Source organism: Streptomyces shenzhenensis, from assembly GCF_003688995.1.
Taxonomy (GTDB): Bacteria; Actinomycetota; Actinomycetes; order Streptomycetales; family Streptomycetaceae; genus Streptomyces; species Streptomyces shenzhenensis_A.
The window spans coordinates 388,909-413,078 of sequence record NZ_PENI01000002.1; the positions used below are offsets into that span (position 1 = coordinate 388,909).

General features: G+C 71.6%; 20 protein-coding genes. 16 read left to right on the forward strand and 4 right to left on the reverse strand.

From position 1 onward, the window contains the following. Positions 1-59: 59 nt before the first annotated feature. From CTZ28_RS04660 to CTZ28_RS04675, 4 genes are all read right to left on the reverse strand, one after another. Positions 60-2,444: a transglutaminase TgpA family protein gene (locus CTZ28_RS04660; RefSeq protein WP_121887923.1), complete on the reverse strand. Its 2,385-nt coding sequence runs from the start codon at positions 2,442-2,444 to the stop codon at positions 60-62. A 127-nt stretch (positions 2,445-2,571) separates the two neighbouring features. Continuing rightward, positions 2,572-3,936, reverse strand: coding sequence for a DUF58 domain-containing protein (locus CTZ28_RS04665; protein WP_121887924.1), 1,365 nt, complete (start codon positions 3,934-3,936; stop codon positions 2,572-2,574). Then, positions 3,936-4,967 carry an AAA family ATPase gene (locus tag CTZ28_RS04670; protein WP_121887925.1) on the reverse strand — a complete coding sequence of 344 codons (1,032 nt, stop codon included), beginning with the start codon at positions 4,965-4,967 and terminating at the stop codon, positions 3,936-3,938. Before CTZ28_RS04670 ends, CTZ28_RS04665 begins: the two co-directional genes overlap by 1 nt. A 241-nt stretch (positions 4,968-5,208) precedes the next feature. After that, positions 5,209-5,757 (reverse strand): beta-class carbonic anhydrase, encoded by a 549-nt coding sequence (locus tag CTZ28_RS04675; RefSeq protein WP_121887926.1) that lies wholly within the window; start codon positions 5,755-5,757, stop codon positions 5,209-5,211. A 420-nt stretch (positions 5,758-6,177) separates the two neighbouring features. Between CTZ28_RS04675 and rsmH the strand changes: the two genes are divergently transcribed. From rsmH to CTZ28_RS04755, 16 genes are all read left to right on the forward strand, one after another. Next, complete coding sequence (gene rsmH / locus CTZ28_RS04680; protein WP_121887927.1) at positions 6,178-7,134, forward strand: 16S rRNA (cytosine(1402)-N(4))-methyltransferase RsmH; 957 nt, start codon at positions 6,178-6,180, stop codon at positions 7,132-7,134. A gap of 33 nt (positions 7,135-7,167) precedes the next feature. After that, a complete protein-coding gene (ftsL, locus tag CTZ28_RS04685) occupies positions 7,168-7,794 on the forward strand; it encodes a cell division protein FtsL (RefSeq protein ID WP_121887928.1) in 627 nt (208 codons plus the stop codon). Between the two features lie 5 nt (positions 7,795-7,799). Beyond that, complete coding sequence (locus tag CTZ28_RS04690) at positions 7,800-9,845, forward strand: peptidoglycan D,D-transpeptidase FtsI family protein (protein ID WP_310887589.1); 2,046 nt, start codon at positions 7,800-7,802, stop codon at positions 9,843-9,845. 36 nt (positions 9,846-9,881) lie between these two features. After that, entirely contained in the window at positions 9,882-11,537 is a 1,656-nt protein-coding gene (locus CTZ28_RS04695) for a UDP-N-acetylmuramoyl-L-alanyl-D-glutamate--2,6-diaminopimelate ligase (protein ID WP_398655275.1), read from the forward strand. A gap of 4 nt (positions 11,538-11,541) precedes the next feature. Continuing rightward, complete coding sequence (locus tag CTZ28_RS04700; protein WP_121887930.1) at positions 11,542-12,957, forward strand: UDP-N-acetylmuramoyl-tripeptide--D-alanyl-D-alanine ligase; 1,416 nt, start codon at positions 11,542-11,544, stop codon at positions 12,955-12,957. Then, positions 12,957-14,027: a phospho-N-acetylmuramoyl-pentapeptide-transferase gene (mraY, locus tag CTZ28_RS04705; protein WP_121887931.1), complete on the forward strand. Its 1,071-nt coding sequence runs from the start codon at positions 12,957-12,959 to the stop codon at positions 14,025-14,027. The genes CTZ28_RS04700 and mraY overlap by 1 nt, the downstream gene beginning before the upstream one ends. Next, a complete protein-coding gene (gene murD / locus CTZ28_RS04710) occupies positions 14,009-15,433 on the forward strand; it encodes a UDP-N-acetylmuramoyl-L-alanine--D-glutamate ligase (protein ID WP_183154267.1) in 1,425 nt (474 codons plus the stop codon). Before mraY ends, murD begins: the two co-directional genes overlap by 19 nt. A 135-nt stretch (positions 15,434-15,568) precedes the next feature. Beyond that, the gene (ftsW, locus tag CTZ28_RS04715) at positions 15,569-16,930 is read left to right on the forward strand and encodes a putative lipid II flippase FtsW (RefSeq protein ID WP_121887933.1); all 1,362 of its coding nucleotides are present in this window, start codon (positions 15,569-15,571) and stop codon (positions 16,928-16,930) included. 6 nt (positions 16,931-16,936) lie between these two features. Next, positions 16,937-18,031, forward strand: a complete 1,095-nt coding sequence (gene murG, locus CTZ28_RS04720) for an undecaprenyldiphospho-muramoylpentapeptide beta-N-acetylglucosaminyltransferase (protein WP_121887934.1) — start codon at positions 16,937-16,939, stop codon at positions 18,029-18,031. 32 nt (positions 18,032-18,063) lie between these two features. Further along, a complete protein-coding gene (locus tag CTZ28_RS04725) occupies positions 18,064-18,858 on the forward strand; it encodes a cell division protein FtsQ/DivIB (RefSeq protein ID WP_121887935.1) in 795 nt (264 codons plus the stop codon). Between the two features lie 277 nt (positions 18,859-19,135). Next, complete coding sequence (ftsZ, locus tag CTZ28_RS04730) at positions 19,136-20,335, forward strand: cell division protein FtsZ (RefSeq protein WP_121887936.1); 1,200 nt, start codon at positions 19,136-19,138, stop codon at positions 20,333-20,335. Next, positions 20,332-21,060 carry a peptidoglycan editing factor PgeF gene (gene pgeF / locus CTZ28_RS04735; protein WP_121887937.1) on the forward strand — a complete coding sequence of 243 codons (729 nt, stop codon included), beginning with the start codon at positions 20,332-20,334 and terminating at the stop codon, positions 21,058-21,060. The genes ftsZ and pgeF overlap by 4 nt, the downstream gene beginning before the upstream one ends. Before the next feature lie 6 nt (positions 21,061-21,066). After that, the gene (locus CTZ28_RS04740; protein ID WP_121887938.1) at positions 21,067-21,819 is read left to right on the forward strand and encodes a YggS family pyridoxal phosphate enzyme; all 753 of its coding nucleotides are present in this window, start codon (positions 21,067-21,069) and stop codon (positions 21,817-21,819) included. Positions 21,820-21,947: 128 nt separating this feature from the next. Next, positions 21,948-22,589: a cell division protein SepF gene (locus tag CTZ28_RS04745; RefSeq protein WP_121887939.1), complete on the forward strand. Its 642-nt coding sequence runs from the start codon at positions 21,948-21,950 to the stop codon at positions 22,587-22,589. Between the two features lie 50 nt (positions 22,590-22,639). Next, complete coding sequence (locus CTZ28_RS04750) at positions 22,640-22,924, forward strand: YggT family protein (RefSeq protein ID WP_121887940.1); 285 nt, start codon at positions 22,640-22,642, stop codon at positions 22,922-22,924. Between the two features lie 53 nt (positions 22,925-22,977). Next, complete coding sequence (locus CTZ28_RS04755; RefSeq protein WP_121887941.1) at positions 22,978-24,153, forward strand: DivIVA domain-containing protein; 1,176 nt, start codon at positions 22,978-22,980, stop codon at positions 24,151-24,153. The last annotated feature ends 17 nt before the right edge of the window (positions 24,154-24,170 follow it).

Below are 24,170 nucleotides of genomic sequence, written 5' to 3' on the forward strand. Positions count from 1 at the left end.
AGTCATGCGGCCGGGGCGGCTCGCAGAGGCCCCTTCGAGCCCCCTTCCCCGGCCTCGCGTCAGCTCTCCTGGCCGGACGGCTTGCGCAGGGCGGGCCGTCGCGCCGCCACCCGCGCCCTGAGCGCCGCCGACCACGCCGACACCGCCCACAGCACGCGCACGGCCGAGCGCGGCGCGAACAGCGCGCGCAGCCGCGTACCCCGGCTGACCGTGCTGCCCAGCGCCCCGGTCACCCGGCGCACATCCTCCGCGAGGCCGGCCGTCGGCTGCGGCCGAGGCGCGTAGAGGACCTGTTCCAGGGCGTCCGCCACTCGGTGCACCGCGGCACCGGCCGCCGGGTCGAGATGCCCGAGCCGGACGATCCGGGCCGCCGCCCGGCGCGGTGTCTGCGACTCGTCCGGCAGGATCCCGAAGTCCCACGCGGTGTCGGTCAGCTCCTGCCAGGCCGCCAGCGTGTGGGCCGCCGCACCCTCCTCGGTACGGGCGTGCCCGCCCAGCCGTACGGCCCGCAGCCGCTTGCGCCACAGCAGTGGCGAGAACGGGAGGACCAGCACGACGAGCCCGCCCACGGCCCACAGCGCCGACTGCCACCACTTCGGGCCGTCACCGCCGCCGGTCACCACGGCCTGCGCCGACGGGCTGTCGCACGCCTCCAGCTTCCGCATCTGCGCCGTGCAGCTCTCGGTCGGCGACGCCGTGGCGGAGGGCGCCTCGGACGCCTGCTGCGAGGGACGCGTCACGTCCGGAAGGGAGGTGCCGGGCGTGTCCGACTGGGTGTACTCGGGCGCCGTGCCCCGGGTCGGGGTCGGCTCGAAACGGGTCCAGCCCACGCCCTCGAAGTACAGCTCGGGCCAGGCGTGCGCGTCCTTCAGGCCGACCGCCACCGTGCCGTCCGACTGTGTCGTGCCGGGCGCGAAGCCGACCGCGACCCGGGCCGGGATGCCCAGGGTGCGGGCCATCGCGGCCATCGCGAAGGAGAAGTGGACGCAGAAGCCCTGCTTCTTCTCCAGGAAGGTCGCTATCGCGTCGGCGCCCCGGCCGATCTGCACCTCGGTGTCGTACTGGAAGCCCCCGGTCACGGCGAAGTAGTCCTGGAGCTTGACCGCCTCCTCGTAGTGGCTCGTCGCCCCCTCGGTGACCTGCTCGGCCGTCTTCGCCACCACCGACGGCAGCGACTTCGGCACCTTGGTGTACTCGCGCCTGAGCGCCTCCGACGGCTCCGGTGCCGAGGCCAGCTGCTCCGCGGTCGGCTGCACGTCCAGGCTGGTCACCTCGTACACCGCACCGCGGGTGTTCTGGCCGTGGTCGCCGACCAGCGTCATGCCCACCGGCTCGTAGCGCCACTTGCCCGAGACCTGCACGCCGCTCGGCGGGTACGGCATCGGCAGCCAGTCCTGCGCGTACCAGTCGGCGGCCGTGACCCTCGTCCTGACCTCCGAGCGCCTGACGGCCTGGCTCAGCCCGGCCGGCGTGGGGAACCGGTCCGGTACGCCGATGATGTGCCGCTGGGACGGCTTCCAGGTGGTGCCGTCGAAGTCGTCCAGGGAGACGATCCGCAGATACAGGTTCGAGACGGTGTTCGAGCTGCTCTTCAGGGACAGGACCTGGCGGTCCTCGTCCACGTTCAGGCTGTCGCGCAGCGACACCAGGGGGTTGACCGCGGAGATGGTGCCGCCGTTGCCGTTGCCCGCGCCCACCCCGGTTCCGGTGCCGTCCAGGAGGCCGCCCCGCATCGCCGGCAGGGCCAGGGGCACCACCAGGGCGACGCCCAGAGCGACCATGCCGATGCGCCGGCCCGTGCGGACGGGCGCCACCGTTCCGCTCGCCGGCCCGTCGGGGGAACGCGCGGCGCCGCCGAAGACCCGGCCCCACTGGGAGAGCCGCTCCTGGCCCTCGGCGAGCAGCAGCATCAGATAGCCCGCGGCCGCGACCAGGAACCACAGCCAGTCGGTGCCGCCGTCGGACAGGCCCGCGGCGATCGAGTACAGGGCCAGCAGCGGCAGCCCGGCCGGGGCCGCGCTGCGGAAGGTCACCGCGAGGACGTCCACGATCAGCCCGATCACCAGGACACCGCCGACGAGCATCAGCCGGATGCCGTCGGACAGGGGCGCCGGGATCGCGAACCGGCTCACGTCGTCCGAGCCCTGCTGGAGCAGGTCGGCGAAGTAACGGAAGGTGTCCGGCCCGGGGACCAGCCCGAAAAGCGCGTGCTCCCGCGCGAAGACCAGGGTCAGCAGCATCAGGCTCACCAGGGCCTGGGCCGCCACGGTCAGCGACCGGGCCAGCGGCACCCGCCGGGTCACCGCGCCCACGGCCGCCTGCACCGTCACCAGGAGGCCCGCCTGGAGGATCCAGTTCACCGGGGAGACCAGCGGCAGCAGGGCGCACGCCGCCATCATCGTGGCCACGGCGGCGCCTATCGCCAGTCGGACCCGCCCGCTCATGCCGTCACCTTCCGCCCGCGCGCCAAACCACCGGACCACGGCGCCCGCACCACGGCCACGCCCGGACGTGTCCCGCCCAGCCGCGACCGTGCCGGCCGTGTCCGTGCCGGTCGCGTCCTGCCACCGTTCATGACCGTGCCTCCCCGCCGCTCAGCGCGGCCGCGCCCGTGCGCTCGTGGTCCGCCTGGCGCCACAGCTCGCCCAGTGAGGCGCCGCGCGGCACGCTCACGGTCGTCCAGCCCGCTTCCCGCAGCTGCCGCAGCCGGTCCGCCTGACCGTTCCCCGGTGCGGGCGCGTCCGCCGGTTCCCGCGCCCAGGCGTCCGGGTCCAGCAGGAAGGCGACGGCGCCGCCGCTGCGCCGGCGCATCTTGGCCACCATGGCGGCCTGCTCCTCGTCCAGCTCGCCGAGGAAGGCCACCAGCAGCCCCTCGGTGCCGCCGCGCAGCACGTCGTAGGCCCGGGACAGGCCCGCGCCGTCCGAGTGGTCGATCACGGCGAGGGTGTCCATCATCATCCCGGCCGAGTCCGCCGTCTCCTGGCTGGCGCCGGCGAACCCGTCGGTGCCCTCCCCGGGCACCGAACTGCCGGTGTCCGTCAACAGGCGTACGGAGAAGCCGCGTTCGAGCATGTGCACCAGCACGGATGCGGTGCCGGACACCGCCCACTCGAAGGCCGAGTCCGGGCCCGCGCCCGCAAAGGCGATGCCCCGGGTGTCCAGCAGCACCGTGCACCGGGAGCGCTGCGGCTGCTCCTCGCGGCGCACCATCAGCTCGCCGTAGCGCGCGGTGGAGCGCCAGTGGACACGGCGCAGATCGTCGCCGTACCGGTAGCCGCGCGGGATCACGTCGTCCTCGCCGGCCAGGGCCAGCGAGCGCTGCCGCCCGTCGCCGTACCCCTTCGCCTCGCCGCTGAAGCGCACCGGCGGCAGCGCCTCCACGCGCGGGATCACCGTCAGGGTGTCGTGCGTCGAGAAGGAGCGGGTCAGCTCGCACATCCCGAACGGGTCGGTCAGGCGCAGTTGCAGCGGACCGAGCGGATAGCGGCCCCGCAGGTCGGACCGGACCCGGTAGGACACCTCCCGGCGACCGCCAGGCTCCACCCGGTCGAGCACGAAGCGGGGCCGCGGCCCGAGCACGTACGGCACCCGGTCCTGGAGCATCAGCAGGCCCGTGGGCAGCCGCGAGACGTTGTCCATGCGCAGATGGACCCGGGCCTCGCCGGCCGCGGGCACCCGCGAGGGGGAGAGCCGGCGGCTGCCCGCCACCCGGTAGCGCGTGCGGTAGAGGACCGTCGCGCAGATGAGGGGCAGCGCGGCCAGCAGCAGCCCGACCCGGAGCAGATCGCTCTGCCCCAGCACGTAGGCGCAGATGGCGGCGGCGACACCGGCCGCCAGGAACGAACGGCCGCGCGTGGTCAGCCCGGCCAGCGCCGTGCGGACACCGCCCTTGTCGTCGCGTTCGGTCTCCGGCTGCCCGGTCCCCCCGCCGCTCATCACAGCCTCCGGGGCGGCTGCTGGCCGTACGCGGTCGCACCCAGTCCGCCGAAGCCGCTCTGCTGCGGCGCGGCGGGCACCGGAGTGCGCTGCACGATCTCCTGGACCACCTGCTCCGACGTGCGCCGGTTGAGCTGGGCCTGGGCGGTGGGTAGCAGCCGGTGCGCCAGGACCGCCACGGCCAGGGCCTGGATGTCGTCCGGCAGCGCGTACTCCCGGCCGGCCAGGGCCGCGGCTGCCTTCGCCGCGCGCAGCAGATGCAGCGTCGCGCGCGGGGAGGCGCCGAGTCTCAGATCGGGGTGGGTGCGCGTGGCGGCGACCACGTCGACCGCGTAGCGCCGGACGGTCTCCGCGACGTGCACCCCGCGGACGGCCTCCACCAGCTTCACGATCTCGTGCGCGTGGGCCACCGGCTGGAGGTCCTCCAGGGGTGAGGCGCCGCCGTGCACGTCCAGCATCTGCAACTCGGCCTCGGCGCTGGGGTAACCGACGGAGACGCGGGCCATGAAGCGGTCGCGCTGGGCCTCCGGCAGCGGATACGTGCCCTCCATCTCGACCGGGTTCTGCGTGGCCACCACCATGAAGGGGCTGGGCAGTTCATAGGTCTGCCCGTCGATGGTGACCTGCCGCTCCTCCATCGACTCCAGCAGCGCGGACTGCGTCTTGGGCGAGGCCCGGTTGATCTCGTCGCCGATCACGATCTGCGCGAAGATCGCGCCCGGCTTGAACTCGAAGTCTCGGCGCTGCTGGTCCCAGATGGACACACCCGTGATGTCCGACGGCAGCAGGTCGGGCGTGAACTGGATACGGCGCACCGTGCAGTCGATGGACCGCGCCAGCGCCTTGGCAAGCATCGTCTTGCCCACGCCGGGGACATCCTCGATCAGAAGATGCCCCTCGGCGAGCAGTACGGTCAGCGAAAGCCGTACGACCTCGGGCTTGCCCTCGATCACTCCTTCCACCGAACTGCGGACACGCTCCACAGTGGCGGTCAGATCAGTGAGGCTCGCTCGTTCGTCATAGGTCGTCACCCGGCCCTCCTCGGCCCGTTCTCACTCCGGGCCGTCGCTCTGCGCTGCGGACCGGCCCACCCCGAAACACGGACACCACGCGGGAATAGTTCCGCGTGACGTCACACCCCGCATTCTTGCTGCCGTTACCGATTCGTGTCACTCGCCTGTGGACAACTGCCGGCACTATGTCGGCCTTGCCGCCCTTTCGACCGGCCTTTTCGCCCTCGGACGTCGGGTGTCCCCGGGGCGGCCGGCCCGTTCAGGCGGGGTCGACCTCGCGCAGCAGGCCCGACCTGACGTCGAACACAAAGCCGCGCACGTCATCGGTGTGCACCAGGAACGGCGAGGTGCGCACCCGCTGCATGGACTGCCGTACGTCCTGGTCGACGTCCCGGAAGGACTCCACCGCCCAGGCGGGGCGCTGGCCGACCTCCATCTCCAGTTCGTGCCGGAACTCCTCGGTGAGGGACTCCAGGCCGCAGCCGGTGTGATGGATGAGGACGATACTGCGGGTGCCGAGGGCCCGCTGGCTGATCGTCAGGGAGCGGATCACGTCGTCGGTGACGACACCGCCCGCGTTGCGGATGGTGTGACAGTCGCCGAGCTCCAGGCCGAGCGCGGCGTGCAGGTCCAGCCGGGCGTCCATACAGGCCACGACCGCGACGTGCAGAACAGGGTGGGCGTCCATCCCGGGGTCGGTGAACGCGGCGGCGTACCGCCCATTGGCCTCCACGAGTCGGTCCGTCACGGTGCCCTTGCCCGTTATGGCGCCCTCGGACCCGGCGGGAACTGCTGCAGAAGTCGTCATACTCACGACGTTACTGGTCACCTGGCGAGCGGTCCTGCTATGAGCGGGACAAAGAACGTCATCATTGCTTGGTGTGAGTTAACCCACACGGAGGATAAAGCTGAGTCGTACGGGTGATTCTTCCCGGATTGCGACCCGGCCCGAGTGGGGTCCGCGACGCGCAGGCCGGTTGATTGACCGCGCGACACCGTGGACTAAAGTGACGCGAAGCGGGAGGCGAGTCTCTCCCCGCTGGACTGAATTCACCTGGAGACCCCGGCACGCGCGCGGACCGTCTCCCCACGTGCGCGGCGCGTACGTACGGCTCGGCCTCCTCCCGCTCCCGGCCGGCTGACGCTTCCGGCGCCGGCAGGCCTCCCCTTCACGAGCGGGCGGGGACCCGGCGGTGCGTGCGGCCCGCGCCGGATCTGAGAGGGCCCCTTGAGCCAGAGTCGACACGTCCCGGTGATGCTCCAGCGGTGCCTGGACCTGCTGGCACCCGCCCTGGAGCGGCCGGGATCCGTGGTCGTCGACTGCACCCTGGGCCTCGGCGGGCACAGCGAGGCGCTGCTCGCCCGGTTCCCGGAGGCCCGGCTCGTCGCCCTCGACCGCGACAAGGAGGCCCTGCGCCTGTCCACGCAGCGGCTCGCGCCCTTCGGTGAGCGGGCCACCCTCGTGCACGCCGTCTACGACGAGCTCCCCGACGTCCTGGCCCGGCTCGGCATCGCGCGCGTGCAGGGCGTCCTCTTCGACCTCGGCGTCTCCTCCATGCAGCTCGACGAGGCCGAGCGGGGCTTCGCCTACGCCCAGGACGCCCCCCTCGACATGCGCATGGACCAGTCGACCGGGACAAGCGCCGCCGAGGTCCTCAACACCTACCCGCCCGGCGAACTCGTCCGGATCCTGCGCGCCTACGGCGAGGAGAAGCAGGCCAAGCGGATCGTCGCCGCGATCGTCCGCGAGCGCGACAAGGAGCCCTTCAGCACCAGCGCGCGCCTGGTGGAGCTGATCCGGGACGCGCTGCCGCAGGCCGCCAAGCGCACCGGCGGCAACCCGGCCAAGCGCACCTTCCAGGCGCTGCGCATCGAGGTCAACGGCGAACTGGGTGTCCTGGAGCGGGCGGTACCAGCGGCGGTGAAGGCGCTCGCCGTGGGCGGCCGGATCGCCGTCCTGTCGTACCAGTCGCTGGAGGACCGCCTGGTCAAGCAGGTGTTCACGGCCGGTGCCACCGCCACCGCGCCGCCCGGGCTGCCGGTCGTGCCCGAGCGCTACCAGCCCCGGCTCAAGCTGCTCACGCGCGGTGCCGAACTTCCCACCGAGGAAGAGGTCGCCGAGAACCGCCGGGCGGCCCCGGCGCGGCTGCGCGGGGCCGAGCGCATCAGGGAGGACGCCGAGTGAGCGAGTCGGGTCCCCGGACGCACCGGAGGACATGTGGGTAGGAACCCCGAGCTGAAGGGCAGGGCCGCCCGGCTCGCCCGGCTCTTCCCGGCCGGCCGCGCCCGGGCGGCCCGCACCCCGTTCGTCTTCCTGGTGGTTCTGCTCCTCGGCGGCGGACTCATCGGTCTGCTCGTGCTGAACTCGGCGCTCAGCGAAGGCTCGTTCCGACTCGACGACCTGCAGAAGCGCACGAAGAGCCTCACCGACGAGGAGCAGGCCCTGCGGCGCGACATCGACGCCTACTCCGCGCCCGACGCCCTCCAGCGGCGGGCCCGTGAACTCGGCATGGTGCCCGGCGGCGACCCGGCCTTCCTCGGCCGCGACGGCACCGTCAAGGGCGTCCCCAGCCCCGCCGCCCGGCAGTCCGCGGTCCGCTCGCCCGCGCCGCGGCCACCGGAGGCGCTGACCACCGCCGGTGCCAGTGCGAGCCCGGCCGCCCCCGGCGCGAGCCCGGTCGTCCCGTACGCCGGTCCGGACTCCCCGCGCGTGAGCCCGTCCGGCCAGGCCGCGGCCCAGGCCACCCCGACGGCCGGTCCGACCGCCCCGGCGTCCCTCGCCTCGGCGCCGGCCGCGCCCTCCTCCGCCCCCCGGTCCGTCTCGACCCCGACCCCCGGCAGGTGACGGAAGTGTCCGACAGGGAACCGCCGCGCCGCCGCGTGCCCGGCCCCGCCAAGCCCGTACCGCCCCGGACCCGCGCGGACCGGGGCGACCCGCACCGCCCCCGGTCCGGCGATCCGCACCGAGCCCGGTCCGGCGAACCGCACCGCGGCGGGTCCGGCGGCCGGCGGCCGCCCGGCCCGGGGGCCCGCCCGGCCCGGCGTCCGATCCCGCCCCGGCCCGGCCCTTCGGCCCTCCGGCTGGGCAGCCCGCGCCCCCGCCTGCGCATGGTCAGCCTCGCCCTGACTCTCGTCCTGATCGCCTTCGTCGTCCGGCTGCTCCAGGTCCAGGCCGTCGACGCCAGCGCGTACGCCGCGAAGGCCGAGCAGAACCGCTACGTGGTGCACACCCTGACCGCCGAGCGCGGTGGGATCACCGACCGCAACGGCGTCTCCCTCGCCGTCAGCGAGGACGCGGACGACATCACGGCCGACCCGACGATGTTCACCCGCAAGCAGCTGGGCATCGACGACGGCCCCGAGCAGGCCGCCGCGCTCCTCGCGCCGATCCTCGGACAGGACCAGGCCGACCTGGTCCGCAAGCTGCGCCCGGCCAACAAGGAGCTGCGCTACGTCAAGCTCGCCGGCCGGCAGACCCCGCAGGTCTGGAAACAGATCAAGGACCTCAGACGCGCGCTCGCCACCAAGGCCCAGCAGGACAAGTCCACCGTCAACGTGCTCGCCGGGGTCTTCTCCGACCCGAGCAGTCAGCGCGTGTATCCCAACGGCGACCTGGCCGCCGGGATACTGGGCTGGGTCAACGCCGAGGGCAAGGGCGGCGGCGGCATCGAGCAGCAGCTGAACAAGCGGCTGGCCGGCAAGGACGGCAAGATCCGCTACGCCCAGTCCGGCGGCCGCCAGGTGCCCACCGCGGGCTCCACCGAGACCCCCGCGGTGCCCGGCTCCGACATCGAGCTGACCATCGACCGCGACATCCAGTGGGCCGCCCAGAACGCCATCACCAAGCAGGTCAAGAAGTCCAAGGCCGACCGCGGCTATGTGATCGTCCAGGACACCCGCACCGGCGAGATCCTCGCCATGGCCAACTCGCCCGGGTTCGACCCCAACGACCTGTCGAAGGCCGACGCGTCGCTGATGGGCAACGCGGCCCTCCAGGACGCCTACGAGCCCGGCTCCACCGCGAAGGTCATGTCGATGGCGGCGGTGCTGGAGGAGGACGCCGCCACCCCGCTCACCCACGTCGAGGTGCCCAACCGGCTGCACCGCGGCGACCGGCTCTTCCAGGACGACATCGACCACGAGACCTGGTACCTCACGCTCAACGGCGTGCTGGCCAAGTCCAGCAACATCGGCACCATCCTGGCCACCGGCCAGCTCGGCAAGACCCAGCCGGCGGCCAACCAGGTCCTCTACTCCTACCTGCGCAAGTTCGGCATCGGCAGCTACACCGGGCTCGGCTTCCCCGGTGAGACCAAGGGCATCCTGGCCGCGCCGGGCGACTGGTCGACGTCGCAGCAGTACACGATCCCTTTCGGCCAGGGCGTCTCCATCAACGCCCTGCAGGCCGCCTCCGTGTACTCGACGATCGCCAACGGCGGCGTCCGTATCGAGCCGACCCTGGTGCGCGGCGAGCGGGGGGCCGACGGGCGCTTCGCCCCGGCCCCGCAGCCCGAGAAGACCCGGGTGGTCAGCGCGAAGACGGCCAAGACCCTCGCCCAGATGCTGGAGTCCGTCGTCGACGACGAGCAGGGCACCGGCGCCAAGGCCCGCATCCCCGGATACCGGGTTGCGGGCAAGACTGGTACCGCCAACCGAGTGGATCCGGCCACCGGAAAGTACCGCGGCTATACCTCGTCGTTCGCCGGGTTCGCACCCGCGGACAACCCTCGGGTCACCGTCTACTGCGCGATCCAGAACGCGACCTCCGGCAGCTACTTCGGCGGCCAGATCTGCGGGCCCATCTACAAGGAGGTGATGGAGTTCGCGCTGAAGACCCTCCAGGTCCCGCCGACCGGTGCCAAGGCCGCCAATCTGCCCGTGACCTACAAGCCCTGATCAGCACTTCCGGGAACGACCACCAGGAACCAGCCCGTGACAACGAACACTCCCGACCCCGGGAACCACGCACCGCCCGCGACCTCGCTTCGCTCCGAGGCGGCCGCGCCCGGTACGCTCACCGCCGTGCCACACGCTGATCAGTCCCAAACCACCCAGAAGGGCGCATCCGTGACGTGTCCGGGGCCGCCACGACCGGTTCAGGTCGCCGCCACACCCCTGGCGGAGCTCGCCGATCAGCTGGGTGCCGCCGCGCCGGCCGGTACCGCCGAGGTCACGGGCATCACCCATGACTCGCGCGCCGTCCGCCCCGGCGACCTGTACGCCGCCCTGCCCGGTGCCCGCGTGCACGGTGCCGACTTCGTCACCCAGGCCGCCGGCCTCGGCTCGGTCGCCGTGCTGACCGACCCGGCGGGCGCCGAGCGCGCCGCCGCGACCGGCCTGCCGGTTCTGGTGGCCGACGACCCGCGCGCCCGGATGGGCGCGCTCGCGGCCACGATCTACGGCGACCCGGGCCGCGACCTGCTGCAGATCGGCATCACCGGCACCTCGGGCAAGACCACCACCGCCTACCTGGTCGAGGGCGGCCTGCGCACGGTCAGGTCCACCGGACTGATCGGCACGGTCGAGATGCGCATCGGCGACGAGCGCATCAAGTCCGAGCGCACCACCCCCGAAGCCACCGACCTGCAGGCCCTGTTCGCCGTCATGCGCGAACGCGGGGTCGAGGCGGTGGCCATGGAGGTCTCCAGCCATGCCCTGGTCCTCGGCCGGGTCGACGGCTGCGTCTTCGATGTCGCCGTCTTCACCAACCTCAGCCCGGAGCACATGGAGTTCCACTCCGACATGGAGGACTACTTCCGGGCCAAGGCACAGCTGTTCACGCCCGCGCGCAGCAGGCTCGGCGTGATCAACACCGACGACGCGTACGGCCGCAGGCTCGCCGCGGAGGCCGGCGTCCCGGTCGTCACCTACTCCGCCGAGGGTCACCCCGACGCGGACTGGCGCGCCGAGGACGTGCGGATCGGCCCCCTGGACTCGACGTTCACCGTGCTCGGCCCGCGGGGCGAGCGGATCGCCGCCAGGTCGCCGCTGCCCGGCCCGTTCAACGTGGCCAACACCCTCGCCGCCGTCGTCGCGCTCGCCGCCGCGGGCCTCGACCCGCAGGCCGCCGCCGACGGCGTCGCCGCCGTGCCGGGTGTGCCCGGCCGGCTGGAGCGCGTGGACGCCGGGCAGCCGTATCTCGCGGTCGTCGACTACGCCCACAAGACCGACGCCGTGGAATCGGTCCTCAAGGCCCTGCGGAAGGTCACCAAGGGCCGGCTGCACGTCGTCCTCGGCTGCGGCGGCGACCGCGACCGGACCAAGCGCGCCCCGATGGGCGCCGCCGCGGCCCGGCTCGCCGACACGGCCGTACTGACCTCCGACAACCCCCGCTCCGAGGATCCTCTGGCGATCCTCGCCACCATGCTCGAAGGCGCGGCGTCCGTGCCCGCCCACGAGCGCGGCGAGGTGTTGCTCTTCGAGGACCGGGCCGCCGCGATCGCCGCGGCGATCGGCCGGGCGCGGCCCGGGGACACCGTGCTGGTCGCGGGCAAGGGCCATGAGCAGGGCCAGGACATCGCCGGGGTGGTCCGTCCCTTCGACGACCGCCAGGTGCTTCGCGAAGCTATCCAGCAGACCCAGGGATGAACTTGTGATCGCCCTCTCCCTCGCCGAGATCGCAGCAGTCGTCGGCGGGCAGACGCACGACATACCGGATCCGTCCGTCCAGGTCACCGGGCCGGTCGTCCGGGACTCCCGCGAGGTGGAGCCCGGCAGCCTGTTCGCCGCCTTCGTCGGCGAGCACGTCGACGGCCATGACTTCGCGGCAGCGGTCGTCGAGGCGGGCGCGGTCGCCGTGCTGGCGTCGCGCCCCGTCGGCGTGCCCGCGATCGTCGTCGCGGACGTCCAGACCGCCCTCGGCGCCCTCGCCCGGCATGTCGTGGCCCGCCTCGGCGCCATCCTCGTGGCCCTCACCGGCTCGGCGGGCAAGACCAGCACGAAGGACCTTCTCGCGCAGGTGCTGCGCAACAAGGCGCCGACCGTGTTCACGCCAGGCTCCCTGAACAACGAGATCGGGCTGCCGCTGACCGCCCTGTCGGCCACCGAGGAGACGAAGTTCCTCGTGCTGGAGATGGGCGCCCGCGGGATCGGCCACATCCGCTACCTCACCGGCCTCACCCCGCCGAAGGTCGGCCTCGTCCTCAACGTCGGCACCGCCCACATCGGCGAGTTCGGCGGCCGGGAGCAGATCGCGCAGGCCAAGGGCGAGCTGGTGGAGGCGCTGCCGGCGGCCGCGGACGGCGGCACGGCGGTCCTCAACGCCGACGATCCCCTCGTACGGGCCATGGCCTCCCGTACGAAGGCGAAGGTGATCCTTTTCGGAGAGTCAGGCGAAGCGGACGTACGCGCCGAGAACGTGAGACTCACGGACAGCGGACAGCCCTCCTTCAGGCTTCACACACCCTCCGGTGCAAGCGATGTGACCATGCGCCTGTACGGTGAGCACCACGTGTCGAACGCGCTCGCCGCGGCCGCCGTCGCTCATGAGCTGGGCATGTCCGCGGAAGAGATCGCCATCGCACTCTCCGAGGCGGGCACCCTCTCCCGCTGGCGGATGGAGGTCACCGAGCGCCCGGACGGCGTGACCATCGTCAACGACGCCTACAACGCCAACCCCGAGTCCATGCGGGCCGCCCTGCGCGCGCTGGCAGCCATGGGCAAGGGGCGGCGGACGTGGGCGGTGCTCGGCAAGATGGCCGAGCTCGGGGACGAGGCGCTCGCCGAGCACGACGCGGTCGGGCGGCTCGCCGTCCGGCTCAACGTCAGCAAGCTCGTCGCGGTCGGGGGCAGGGAAGCGTCCTGGCTGCAACTGGGCGCATATAACGAGGGTTCGTGGGGTGAGGAGTCGGTGCACGTGTCCGACGCACAGGCGGCGGTCGACCTGGTGCGCAGCGAGTTGCGCCCAGGGGACGTCGTGCTCGTGAAGGCGTCCCGTTCGGTGGGTCTGGAGAGCGTCGCCACGGCGCTGCTGGAGACCGGCGCCGAGGGTGAGGTTGCCGCCCGATGATGAAGCAGATCCTGTTCGCAGGAGTCATTGGTCTCTTCCTGACCCTGATCGGCACCCCGCTGCTGATCAAGCTTCTCGCGCGCAAGGGCTACGGCCAGTACATCCGCGACGACGGCCCGCGTGAGCACGCGAGCAAGCGCGGTACGCCGACGATGGGCGGTATCGCCTTCATCCTGGCGACGGTCGCCGCGTACTTCCTGTCCAAGGTCATCACCGGCCAGGCGCCGACCTACTCGGGCCTGCTCGTGCTCGGTCTGATGGTCGGCATGGGCCTGGTCGGCTTCCTCGACGACTACATCAAGATCGTCAAGCGTCGCTCGCTGGGTCTGCGGGCGAAGGCGAAGATGGCGGGTCAGCTGCTCGGCGGTATCGCCTTCGCGGTGCTCTCGCTCCAGTTCGCGGACGCCCGCGGCAACACCCCGGCCTCCACGAAGCTGTCGTTCATCACCGACTTCGGCTGGACGATCGGCCCGGTGCTGTTCGTCGTCTGGGCGCTGTTCATGATCCTCGCGATGTCGAACGGCGTGAACCTCACCGACGGTCTCGACGGCCTCGCCACCGGCGCCTCCGTGCTCGTCTTCGGCGCGTACACGTTCATCGGCGTGTGGCAGTTCCAGGAGTCCTGCGCCAACGCGACGACCCTGACCAACCCCAACGCCTGTTTCGAGGTGCGCGACCCGCTGGACCTCGCGGTCGTCTCCTCCGCGCTGATGGGTGCCTGTCTCGGCTTCCTGTGGTGGAACACCTCGCCGGCGAAGATCTTCATGGGTGACACCGGTTCGCTGGCGCTCGGCGGTGTGCTCGCGGGCCTGGCGATCTGCTCCCGCACCGAGCTGCTGATCGCCATCCTCGGCGGCCTGTTCGTGCTCATCACCATGTCGGTGGTCATCCAGGTCGGCTCCTTCCGGCTCACCGGGAAGCGGGTCTTCCGGATGGCGCCACTCCAGCATCACTTCGAACTCAAGGGCTGGTCCGAAGTCCTTGTGGTGGTCCGTTTCTGGATCATTCAAGGTATCTGTGTGATTGTCGGACTGGGCCTCTTCTATGCGGGATGGGCAGCGGACAAGTGACCGACTGGCAGGGCAGGAACGTCACCGTCGCGGGACTCGGCGTCTCCGGTGTCCCGGCGGCCAAGGTGCTGCACGGCCTCGGCGCGCAGGTCACCGTGGTCAACGACGGCGACGACGAGCGGGCCCGCGCCCAGGCGGCCGAGCTGACCGCGCTGGGCGTGACCGTGCGCCTCGGTGACGGCGACACCCTGCCCGAGGGCACCGACCTGATCGTCACCGCGCCCGGCTGGCGGCCGGACAAGCCGCTGTTCACCGCCGCCGAGCGGGCCGGCGTGCCGGTCTGGGGCGATGTGGAGCTGGCCTGGCGGCTGCGCGGCCCCGACGCCGCGCCCTGGCTGGCCGTGACCGGCACCAACGGCAAGACCACCACCGTGCGGATGCTCGCCGCCATCCTGGAGGCGGCGGGCCTGCGCACCGCCGCCGTCGGCAACATCGGCGTCTCCCTGCTCGACGCGGTCCTCGGCGACGAGAAGTACGACGTCCTCGCCGTGGAGCTGTCCAGCTACCAGCTGCACTGGGCGCCCTCGCTGCGCGCCCACTCCGCCGTCGTCCTGAACCTGGCACCGGACCACCTCGACTGGCACGGCTCCATGGAGGCCTACGCCGCCGACAAGGGCCGTGTCTACGAGGGGAATCGGGTCGCCTGCGTCTACAACGTGGCCGACAAGGCCACCGAGGACCTGGTGCGCGCCGCGGACGTCGAGGAGGGCTGCCGGGCCGTCGGGTTCACCCTCGGCGCCCCGGCCCCGTCCCAACTCGGCGTCGTGGACGGCATCCTGGTCGACCGCGCCTTCGTGGAGAACCGGCAGCGCGCCGCCCAGGAACTGGCCGAGGTCTCCGACATCGACCCGCCCGTCCCGCACAACGTCGCCAACGCCCTTGCCGCCGCGGCCCTCGCGCGCGCCTTCGGCGTGCCCGCCAAGGCCGTACGGGACGGCCTGCGGGCCTTCACCCCGGACGCCCACCGCATCGCGCACGTGGCCGACGTGGACGGCGTCGCGTACATCGACGACTCCAAGGCCACCAACACGCACGCCGCGGAAGCCTCGTTGGCCGCCTACGAGTCCGTCGTCTGGATCGCCGGCGGCCTCGCGAAGGGCGCGGTCTTCGACGAACTCGTCGCCGGGGCGGCGGCGCGGCTGCGCGGCGCGGTCCTGATCGGCGTGGACCGTGCCCTGATCCGCGAAGCCCTCGCGCGACACGCGCCGGAAGTACCCGTCGTCGACCTCGACCGGACCGACACTGGGGCGATGCTCCAGGCGGTCCAGGAGGCGAAGCGGCTCGCGCGGCCCGGCGACACGGTGCTCCTCGCCCCGGCCTGTGCCTCCATGGACATGTTCACCAACTACAACAAGCGCGGTGACGCGTTCGCGGAGGCCGTACGCGAACTCGGCGCGGGCGCCTGACGGCGGGTCCCGGCCACAGCGGGTGCTTCGGGACCCCCATGGAGGGACGCGTGACTCGGATGTGGCTGCCAGCGCCCGGACGGACCGGGGCGCCCCCCGGCGGACGGCGCCCCCGCGGCCGGGCAGGAGCCGGCGATGTCCGGTAGCCGCACGGGCCGTCCGCCGGCGCAGCGGTCCGTACGGCGGCCCGCGCCCCCCGGAGCCTCCCGGGACAACCCGATGCGCCGGCTGCGCAGCCGCGCGAAGAAGGCCTTGGACCGGCCGCTCACCGCGTATTATCTGATCCTCGGCGGCAGCCTGCTGATCACCGTGCTCGGTCTGGTGATGGTCTACTCGGCCTCCCAGATCACCGCGTTGCAGCTGTCGCTGCCGGGGTCGTACTTCTTCCGCAAGCAGTTCCTGGCCGCCGTCCTCGGCGGCGGGCTGCTGCTCGCCGCCTCCCGCATGCCGGTGAAGCTGCACCGGGCGCTGGCCTACCCGATCCTCGCGGGCGCCGTCTTCCTGATGGCCCTGGTGCAGGTGCCCGGGATAGGGATGGCGGTCAACGGCAACCAGAACTGGATCGCCCTCGGCGGCTCGTTCCAGATCCAGCCGAGCGAGTTCGGCAAGCTCGCGCTGGTGCTGTGGGGTGCCGACCTGATCGCGCGCAAGCAGGACAAGAAGCTGCTGACCCAGTGGAAGCACATGCTGGTGCCGCTCGTCCCGGTCGCCTTCCTGCTGCTCGGGCTGATCATGATCGGCGGCGACATGGGAACGGCGATCATCCTGACGGCGATCCTGTTCGGGCTGCTGTGGCTCGCGGGGGCGCCGACCCGGCTGTTCGTCGGCGTGCTGTCGGTCGCTGCCACGCTCGGTGTGATCCTCATCAAGACGAGCGACAACCGGATGGCCCGGCTCGCCTGCATCGGCGCCACGGAACCCAAGGAGGGCGTCACCGACTGCTGGCAGGCCGTGCACGGCATCTACGCCCTCGCCTCCGGCGGACTCTTCGGCTCGGGCCTCGGTGCGAGCGTGGAGAAATGGGGCCAACTCCCCGAAGCTCACACCGACTTCATCTTCGCCGTCACCGGTGAGGAACTGGGCCTTGCGGGGACACTGTCGGTGCTGGCCCTCTTCGCGGCTCTAGGCTATGCGGGTATCCGCGTGGCCGGACGCACGGAGGACCCCTTCGTGAGGTACGCCGCGGGAGGCGTGACCACCTGGATCACCGCCCAGGCAGTGATCAACATCGGTGCGGTGCTCGGCCTGCTGCCGATCGCCGGCGTCCCCCTCCCGCTGTTCTCCTACGGAGGCTCCGCCCTGCTGCCGACCATGTTCGCCATCGGGCTGCTGATCGCCTTCGCGCGCGACGAGCCCGGTGCGCGAGCGGCGCTTGCGCTGCGGCAACCTCGCTTTGGTAGAAAGCGGGCGGGGGCCTCCGGCTTCGGCCGGGAGCCTCGGAGATGGAACACGATGCGACGGCGTGCCTCGGTGGCGCGTTCGTCCGGAGAGCGGTGAATTTCGGTGCATGTCGTACTCGCCGGCGGGGGCACCGCGGGCCACATCGAGCCCGCGCTCGCCCTCGCGGACGCCTTGCGCAGGCAGGACCCGACCGTGGGGATCACGGCCCTGGGCACGGAGCGCGGCCTGGAGACCAGGCTCGTCCCCGAGCGCGGCTACGAGCTGGCGCTGATCCCCGCGGTACCGCTGCCGCGCAAGCCCACCCCTGAGCTGATCACCGTCCCGGGCCGGCTGCGCGGCACCATCAAGGCGGCCGAGCAGATCATGGAGCGCACCAAGGCGGACGCCGTCGTCGGCTTCGGTGGCTATGTCGCCCTGCCCGGCTATCTGGCCGCCAAGCGCCTCGGCGTGCCGATCGTGATCCACGAGGCCAACGCCCGCCCCGGCCTGGCCAACAAGATCGGCTCCCGGTACGCGGCCCAGGTCGCCGTCTCCACCCCGGACAGCAAGCTGCGCGGCGCCCGCTACATCGGCATCCCGCTGCGCCGCTCCATCGCCACGCTGGACCGCGCCGCCGCGCGCCCGGAGGCCCGCGCGCTGTTCGGCCTGGACCCGAACCTGCCCACGCTGCTCGTCTCCGGCGGCTCGCAGGGCGCCCGCCGCCTCAACGAGGTGGTCCAGCAGGTCGCTCCCTGGCTCCAGCAGGCCGGCATCCAGATCCTGCACGCGGTCGGCCCGAAGAACGAACTACCTCAGGTCCACCAGATGCCGGGAATGCCCCCCTATATTCCGGTAGGTTACGTGGACCGGATGGATCTCGCGTACGCCGCGGCCGACATGATGCTCTGCCGCGCGGGCGCGATGACCGTCGCCGAACTCTCCGCCGTCGGACTCCCGGCCGTCTATGTCCCGCTGCCCATCGGCAACGGCGAACAGCGCCTGAACGCCCAGCCGGTGGTGAAGGCCGGCGGCGGGCTCCTCGTCGACGACGCGGAACTCACGCCCGAGTGGGTGCAGCAGAACGTGCTGCCCGTGCTCGCCGATCCGCACCGGCTGTACGAGATGTCCCGCGCCGCCGCCGAGTTCGGCCGCCGGGACGCCGACGACCTGCTCGTCGGCATGGTGTACGAGGCGATCGCCTCGCACCGTCGCCAGTGACGGAGCGAATCGAGCCAAGACAGGGAGCAAGCGTGGCCGGACCGACCACCGCCGAGCGCGGTGAACGCCAGCAGGAGTTGTCCGGCCCGCCGCCCGTCCGGCGGTCGAAGAGGCCCCGCCTTCGTAGGATCGTCATTCTGGCGGTGGCGACCGTGCTCCTCGGGGGCGGTTCCGTCTGGCTGTTGTACGGCTCGCCGTGGCTGCGCGTGGAACGGGTCTCCGTCTCCGGGACCCGGGTGCTGACGCCCGCACAGGTGCGTTCGGTCGCGGCCGTTCCGGTCGGGGCGCCGCTGGTGTCGGTCGACACCGATGCGATCGAGGCCCGACTGCGCAGGAAACTGCCGCGAATTGACACGGTCGACGTCGTCCGGTCATGGCCGCACGGAATCGGCCTGAAGCTGACCGAGCGCACTCCGGTTCTGGTCATGGAGAAGGGCAAGGACTTCATCGAAGTGGACGACGAAGGTGTCCGATTCGCCACGGTTCCCCAGGCGCCGAAAGGCGTTCCCGTACTGGAATTGACCGTGTCCCGGCCCGGTTCGGCCGCGGCCAGCCTGCGGCGTTTCGGCGTCGACGGGCTGGTGCGCGAGGCCGTGCAGGTCGCCGCCGACATTCCGGCCGCCGTCGCCCATACCACCCGGACCCTCAAGGTCCGTTCCTATGACGACATCTCGCTGGAGTTGAGCGACGGCCGCACCGTCGCGTGGGGGAGTGCCGACAACGGCGCGGCGAAGGCCCGCACGCTCACCGCGCTCATGAAAGCCGCGCCCGATGCGCGGCACTTCGACGTCACGGTTCCCACCGCACCCGCGTCGGCAGGAAGTTGACGCACATCAGTGCAGGCCAGCACCCTGGGTGGGCACTGCTATGGCTGATCACATAGGGTGAAAAGAAAAACGGGAGGTTCGGCGTGTTCGTTGAACGTGCGCCACTTGTCGACTTAGTGTCCTGTTCGGAAGAGTCCAAGGAACAGGCACACTGGTAACCCTAAACTTCAGCGTTAGGGTTCGGGTCGGCGTTCGGACCGTCCCATTCGGCATCAGTCGTCGGATCGCGGCACGGCCGCGAGGCGGCGACACGTAATCGAGGCGAGAGGCCTTCGACGTGGCAGCACCGCAGAACTACCTCGCAGTCATCAAAGTCATCGGTGTCGGCGGCGGTGGTGTCAATGCCATCAACCGGATGATCGAAGTCGGTCTCAAGGGCGTCGAGTTCATCGCCATCAACACCGACGCGCAGGCGCTGTTGATGAGCGACGCCGATGTCAAGCTCGACGTCGGCCGCGAACTCACCCGCGGACTCGGCGCGGGCGCCAACCCGGCCGTCGGCCGCAAGGCCGCCGAGGATCACCGCGAGGAGATCGAGGAGGTCCTCAAGGGGGCCGACATGGTCTTCGTGACGGCCGGTGAAGGCGGCGGCACCGGCACCGGCGGCGCGCCCGTCGTGGCCAACATCGCACGCTCCCTGGGCGCCCTCACCATCGGCGTGGTCACCCGCCCGTTCACCTTCGAGGGCCGGCGCCGCGCGAACCAGGCCGAGGACGGCATCGCCGAACTCCGCGAAGAGGTCGACACTCTCATCGTCATCCCGAACGACCGGCTGCTGTCCATCTCGGACCGCCAGGTCTCGGTGCTCGACGCCTTCAAGTCGGCCGACCAGGTTCTGCTCTCCGGTGTCCAGGGCATCACCGACCTCATCACCACGCCCGGCCTGATCAACCTCGACTTCGCCGACGTGAAGTCGGTCATGTCCGAGGCCGGCAGCGCCCTCATGGGCATCGGCTCGGCCCGCGGCGACGACCGCGCGGTGGCCGCCGCCGAGATGGCGATCTCCTCGCCGCTGCTGGAGGCCTCCATCGACGGCGCCCGGGGCGTCCTGCTCTCCATCTCCGGCGGTTCCGACCTCGGCCTGTTCGAGATCAACGAGGCCGCCCAGCTGGTCAGCGAGGCGGCCCACCCCGAGGCCAACATCATCTTCGGCGCGGTCATCGACGACGCGCTCGGCGACGAGGTGCGCGTCACCGTGATCGCGGCCGGCTTCGACGGCGGCCAGCCGCCGGCCCGCCGGGAGAACATGCTCGGCTCGGCCGCCCCCTCGGGCCGCCGCGAGGAGCCTGCCCCGGCCCGGCAGCCGGAGAGCCGTTCGTCCTTCGGCTCGCTCGGCAGCGTGACCCCGAAGGAGGAGCCGGAGCCCGCGCCCCTCCCGGTCAACGAGGCCCCGGTCGTCCCGTCCATCCCCCCGGCGCCGCGGACCTACGCGGACAGCGCGGCCGAGGAGCTGGACGTGCCGGACTTCCTGAAGTGATAGGACAGCGCGACACCGCGAACGGCGCGCACTTCGCCTTCACCGACCGGTGGGGCGGGGTGAGCGCCGTTCCGTACGAGGAGCTGAATCTCGGCGGAGCGGTCGGTGACGACCCCGACGCCGTACGCACCAACCGCGAACTGGCCGCCAAGGCGCTGGGGCTCGACCCGGCACGGGTCGTGTGGATGAACCAGGTCCACGGCGCCGGCGTCGCCGTGGTCGACGGGCCCTGGGCGGACCGCCCGGCGCCGGAGGTCGACGCGATCGTCACCGTGCGGCCCGGACTCGCGCTCGCCGTGCTCACCGCCGACTGCACCCCCGTCCTGCTCGCCGACCCCGTCGCGCGGGTCGTCGCCGCGGCCCACGCGGGCCGGCCCGGCCTGGTCGCCGGAGTGGTCCCCGCCGCCGTCCGCGCGATGATGGAACTGGGCGCGGACCCGGCCCGGATCGTCGCCCGCACCGGGCCCGCCGTCTGCGGCCGGTGCTACGAGGTGCCGGAGGCGATGCGCGCCGACGTGAGCGCCGTCGAACCGGCGGCGCACTCCGAGACGAGCTGGGGCACACCGGCGGTCGACGTGGGCGCCGGCGTGCACGCGCAGCTCGACCGGCTCGGGGTGCGCGACCGGGGGCAGTCGCCGGTGTGCACGCTGGAGTCGGATGATCACTTCTCGTACCGCCGCGACCGCGCCACCGGGCGGCTCGCGGGCTATGTGTGGCTGGACTGATGGGGCATGACGGACCGTAGGGCTGAACTCGCCGTAAATCTGGCGAAAGTGGAGGAACGGATCGCCGCGGCCTGTGCGGCCGCCGGGCGCAAGCGGGAGGAGGTGACCCTGATCGTGGTCACCAAGACCTACCCGGCTAGCGATGTGCGGATCCTGTCGGAACTCGGTGTGCGTCATGTGGCGGAGAACCGCGACCAGGATGCCGCGCCCAAGGCCGCCGCCTGTTCGGATCTGCCCCTTATGTGGCATTTTGTCGGTCAGTTGCAGACCAACAAGGTGCGTTCTGTGGTCGGTTACGCGGATGTCGTGCAGTCCGTCGACCGTTCCCGGCTCGTCACGGCGCTCTCCAAGGAGGCCGTGCGCGCCGGGCGCGAGGTCGGCTGCCTCATCCAGGTCGCGCTCGACGCGGCGGAGACCGCCGACCCGGCGGCACCGGTGCCGGGCGGGGCCGCGGGAGGCGAGCGGGGCGGTGTGGCGCCGGGCCGGATCGAAGAGTTGGCCGACCTCGTCGCCGCCGCTCCGGCGCTGCGGCTCGACGGGCTGATGACCGTCGCCCCGCTGGCCGGGGAGTACGCCGGTCGTCAACGCGAGGCCTTCGGGCGGTTGATGGATTTGTCGACTGACCTGCGCCGAGCCCATCCGGCTGCGAACATGGTCTCGGCAGGGATGAGTGCGGACCTCGAACAGGCCGTGGCGGCCGGAGCGACACATGTGCGCGTCGGCACCGCGGTACTCGGAGTCCGCCCCAGGCTCGGGTAACGTCGCCAAGAAGTCGGACCACAGCAGAAAATATGGTCAATGTCGCCGAAACGCGGCACAACGACCACGTGGATCGCGGGCACTTGGCAGTAGTCAGTCGATCCACCACAGAGCGGAGGACTCAGAGCATGGCCGGCGCGATGCGCAAGATGGCGGTCTACCTCGGCCTCGTGGAGGACGATGGGTACGACGGCCGCGGGTTTGACCCCGACGACGACTTCGAGCCCGAACTCGACCCGGAGCCGGAGCGGGACCACCGACGGCACGAGCCGTCACACCAGTCGCACGGATCACATCAGCCTCAAAGGGACGAACCGGTACGAGTGGTACAGCCGCCGGCACCACGCGAACCGGTGTCCCATTCCGCTTCGCTGTCCGCGGAATCCGGACGTCCGGCGCGAATCGCGCCCGTGGCATCCATCACACAAGAACGTCAGTCCCTGGAGAAGAGCGCGCCGGTGATCATGCCCAAGGTCGTGTCCGAACGTGAGCCTTACCGGATCACCACGCTCCACCCGCGGACCTACAACGAGGCCCGTACCATCGGGGAACACTTCCGCGAGGGCACTCCGGTGATCATGAATCTGACCGAGATGGATGACACGGACGCGAAGCGACTTGTCGACTTTGCGGCCGGTTTGGTGTTTGGTCTTCATGGCAGCATCGAGCGGGTGACGCAGAAGGTGTTTCTGTTGTCGCCTGCTAACGTCGATGTCACGGCGGAGGACAAGGCCCGCATCGCAGAGGGCGGGTTCTTCAACCAGAGCTGAGACACAACACCGGACAGTGCACGAAAACAGGGGAGAGGGAAGCACGGATCATGAGCGTGTTCCTGGACGTGGTCTACATCGCGCTGATGTGCTTCCTCATCGTGCTCATCTTCCGGTTGGTTATGGACTACGTGTTCCAGTTCGCCCGCTCATGGCAACCCGGCAAGGCGATGGTGGTCGTTCTGGAGGCCACCTACACTGTCACCGATCCACCGCTCAAGCTCCTGCGGCGGTTCATCCCGCCGCTGCGTCTCGGGGGCGTGGCGCTCGACCTGTCCTTCTTCGTACTGATGATCATCGTCTACATCCTGATCTGGATCGTGAGTCGGCTGTGAGCGATGTGAACTACCGTCTTGCCGAATGCCGACGACTACGTTGAGGTGAAGAGATGCCGTTGACCCCCGAGGACGTGCGGAACAAGCAGTTCACGACCGTCCGCCTCCGAGAAGGCTATGACGAGGATGAGGTCGATGCCTTCCTCGACGAGGTCGAAGCCGAGCTGACCCGTCTGCTCCGTGAGAACGAGGACCTGCGCGCCAAGCTGGCGGCCGCCACGCGTGCCGCCGCCCAGAACCAGCAGAACATGCGCAAACCCCCGGAGCAGGACCAGCAGCAGGGCGGCATGCCTCAGCAGGGCGGTATGCCTCAGCAAGGCATGCGAGGTCCGGGCGCTCCGGTGCCCGCCGGCATATCGGGCCCGCCGCAGCAGCAGATGGGTGGCCCCATGGGTGGTCCGCCCCAGCTGCCGAGCGGTGCCCCGCAGCTGCCCGCCGGTCCCGGCGGTCAGGGCGGTCCGCAGGGTCCCGGCCCGATGGGTCAGGGGCCGATGGGCCAGGGCCCGATGGGTCAGGGCTCGATGGGCCAGGGTCCGATGGGTGGTCAGCCCCCCATGCAGCAGCAGATGGGCGGTCCGATGGGCGGCCCCCCCATGGGCGGCCCGATGGGCGGCCCCGGTCAGGGCCCCGGTGGCGACAGCGCCGCCCGTGTCCTCTCGTTGGCCCAGCAGACCGCCGACCAGGCGATCGCCGAGGCCCGTTCCGAGGCCAACAAGATCGTCGGCGAGGCCCGCAGCCGCGCCGAGGGTCTGGAGCGTGACGCCCGTGCCAAGGCCGACGCCCTGGAGCGGGACGCGCAGGAGAAGCACCGTGTCGCGATGGGCTCCCTGGAGTCCGCGCGCGCCACGCTGGAGCGCAAGGTCGAGGACCTGCGCGGCTTCGAGCGCGAGTACCGCACGCGCCTGAAGTCGTACCTGGAGTCGCAGCTGCGTCAGCTGGAGACCCAGGCCGACGACTCGCTGGCCCCGCCGCGCACCCCGGCCGCCGCCTCCCTGCCGCCGTCCCCGGCGCCTTCCATGGCCCCGGCCGGCGCGGGTGCCCCGTCGTACGGCGGCAACCAGGCGATGGGCGGTCCGCCCGTGCCGCCCGCCCCGTCCTACGGCGGTCAGCAGCAGATGTCCCCGGCGATGACCCAGCCGATGGCTCCCGTCCGTCCGCAGGGTCCGTCTCCGATGGGCCAGGCCCCCTCGCCGATGCGCGGGTTCCTCATCGACGAGGACGACAACTGAGGGCCGCCGCACGGTAA

What these genes read in the sequence shown, in the direction of transcription:
- mraY (WP_121887931.1), top strand. Translation starts at nt 12,957, where the DNA reads ATGAAGCAGATCCTGTTCGCAGGAGTCATTGGTCTCTTCCTGACCCTG.
- ftsW (WP_121887933.1), top strand. Translation starts at nt 15,569, where the DNA reads ATGTCCGGTAGCCGCACGGGCCGTCCGCCGGCGCAGCGGTCCGTACGG.
- CTZ28_RS04750 (WP_121887940.1), top strand. Translation starts at nt 22,640, where the DNA reads ATGAGCGTGTTCCTGGACGTGGTCTACATCGCGCTGATGTGCTTCCTC.
- CTZ28_RS04755 (WP_121887941.1), top strand. Translation starts at nt 22,978, where the DNA reads ATGCCGTTGACCCCCGAGGACGTGCGGAACAAGCAGTTCACGACCGTC.
- CTZ28_RS04740 (WP_121887938.1), top strand. Translation starts at nt 21,067, where the DNA reads ATGACGGACCGTAGGGCTGAACTCGCCGTAAATCTGGCGAAAGTGGAG.
- CTZ28_RS04745 (WP_121887939.1), top strand. Translation starts at nt 21,948, where the DNA reads ATGGCCGGCGCGATGCGCAAGATGGCGGTCTACCTCGGCCTCGTGGAG.
- CTZ28_RS04660 (WP_121887923.1), bottom strand. Translation starts at nt 2,444, where the DNA reads ATGAGCGGGCGGGTCCGACTGGCGATAGGCGCCGCCGTGGCCACGATG.
- CTZ28_RS04665 (WP_121887924.1), bottom strand. Translation starts at nt 3,936, where the DNA reads ATGAGCGGCGGGGGGACCGGGCAGCCGGAGACCGAACGCGACGACAAG.
- CTZ28_RS04675 (WP_121887926.1), bottom strand. Translation starts at nt 5,757, where the DNA reads ATGACGACTTCTGCAGCAGTTCCCGCCGGGTCCGAGGGCGCCATAACG.
- murD (WP_183154267.1), top strand. Translation starts at nt 14,009, where the DNA reads ATGGGCAGCGGACAAGTGACCGACTGGCAGGGCAGGAACGTCACCGTC.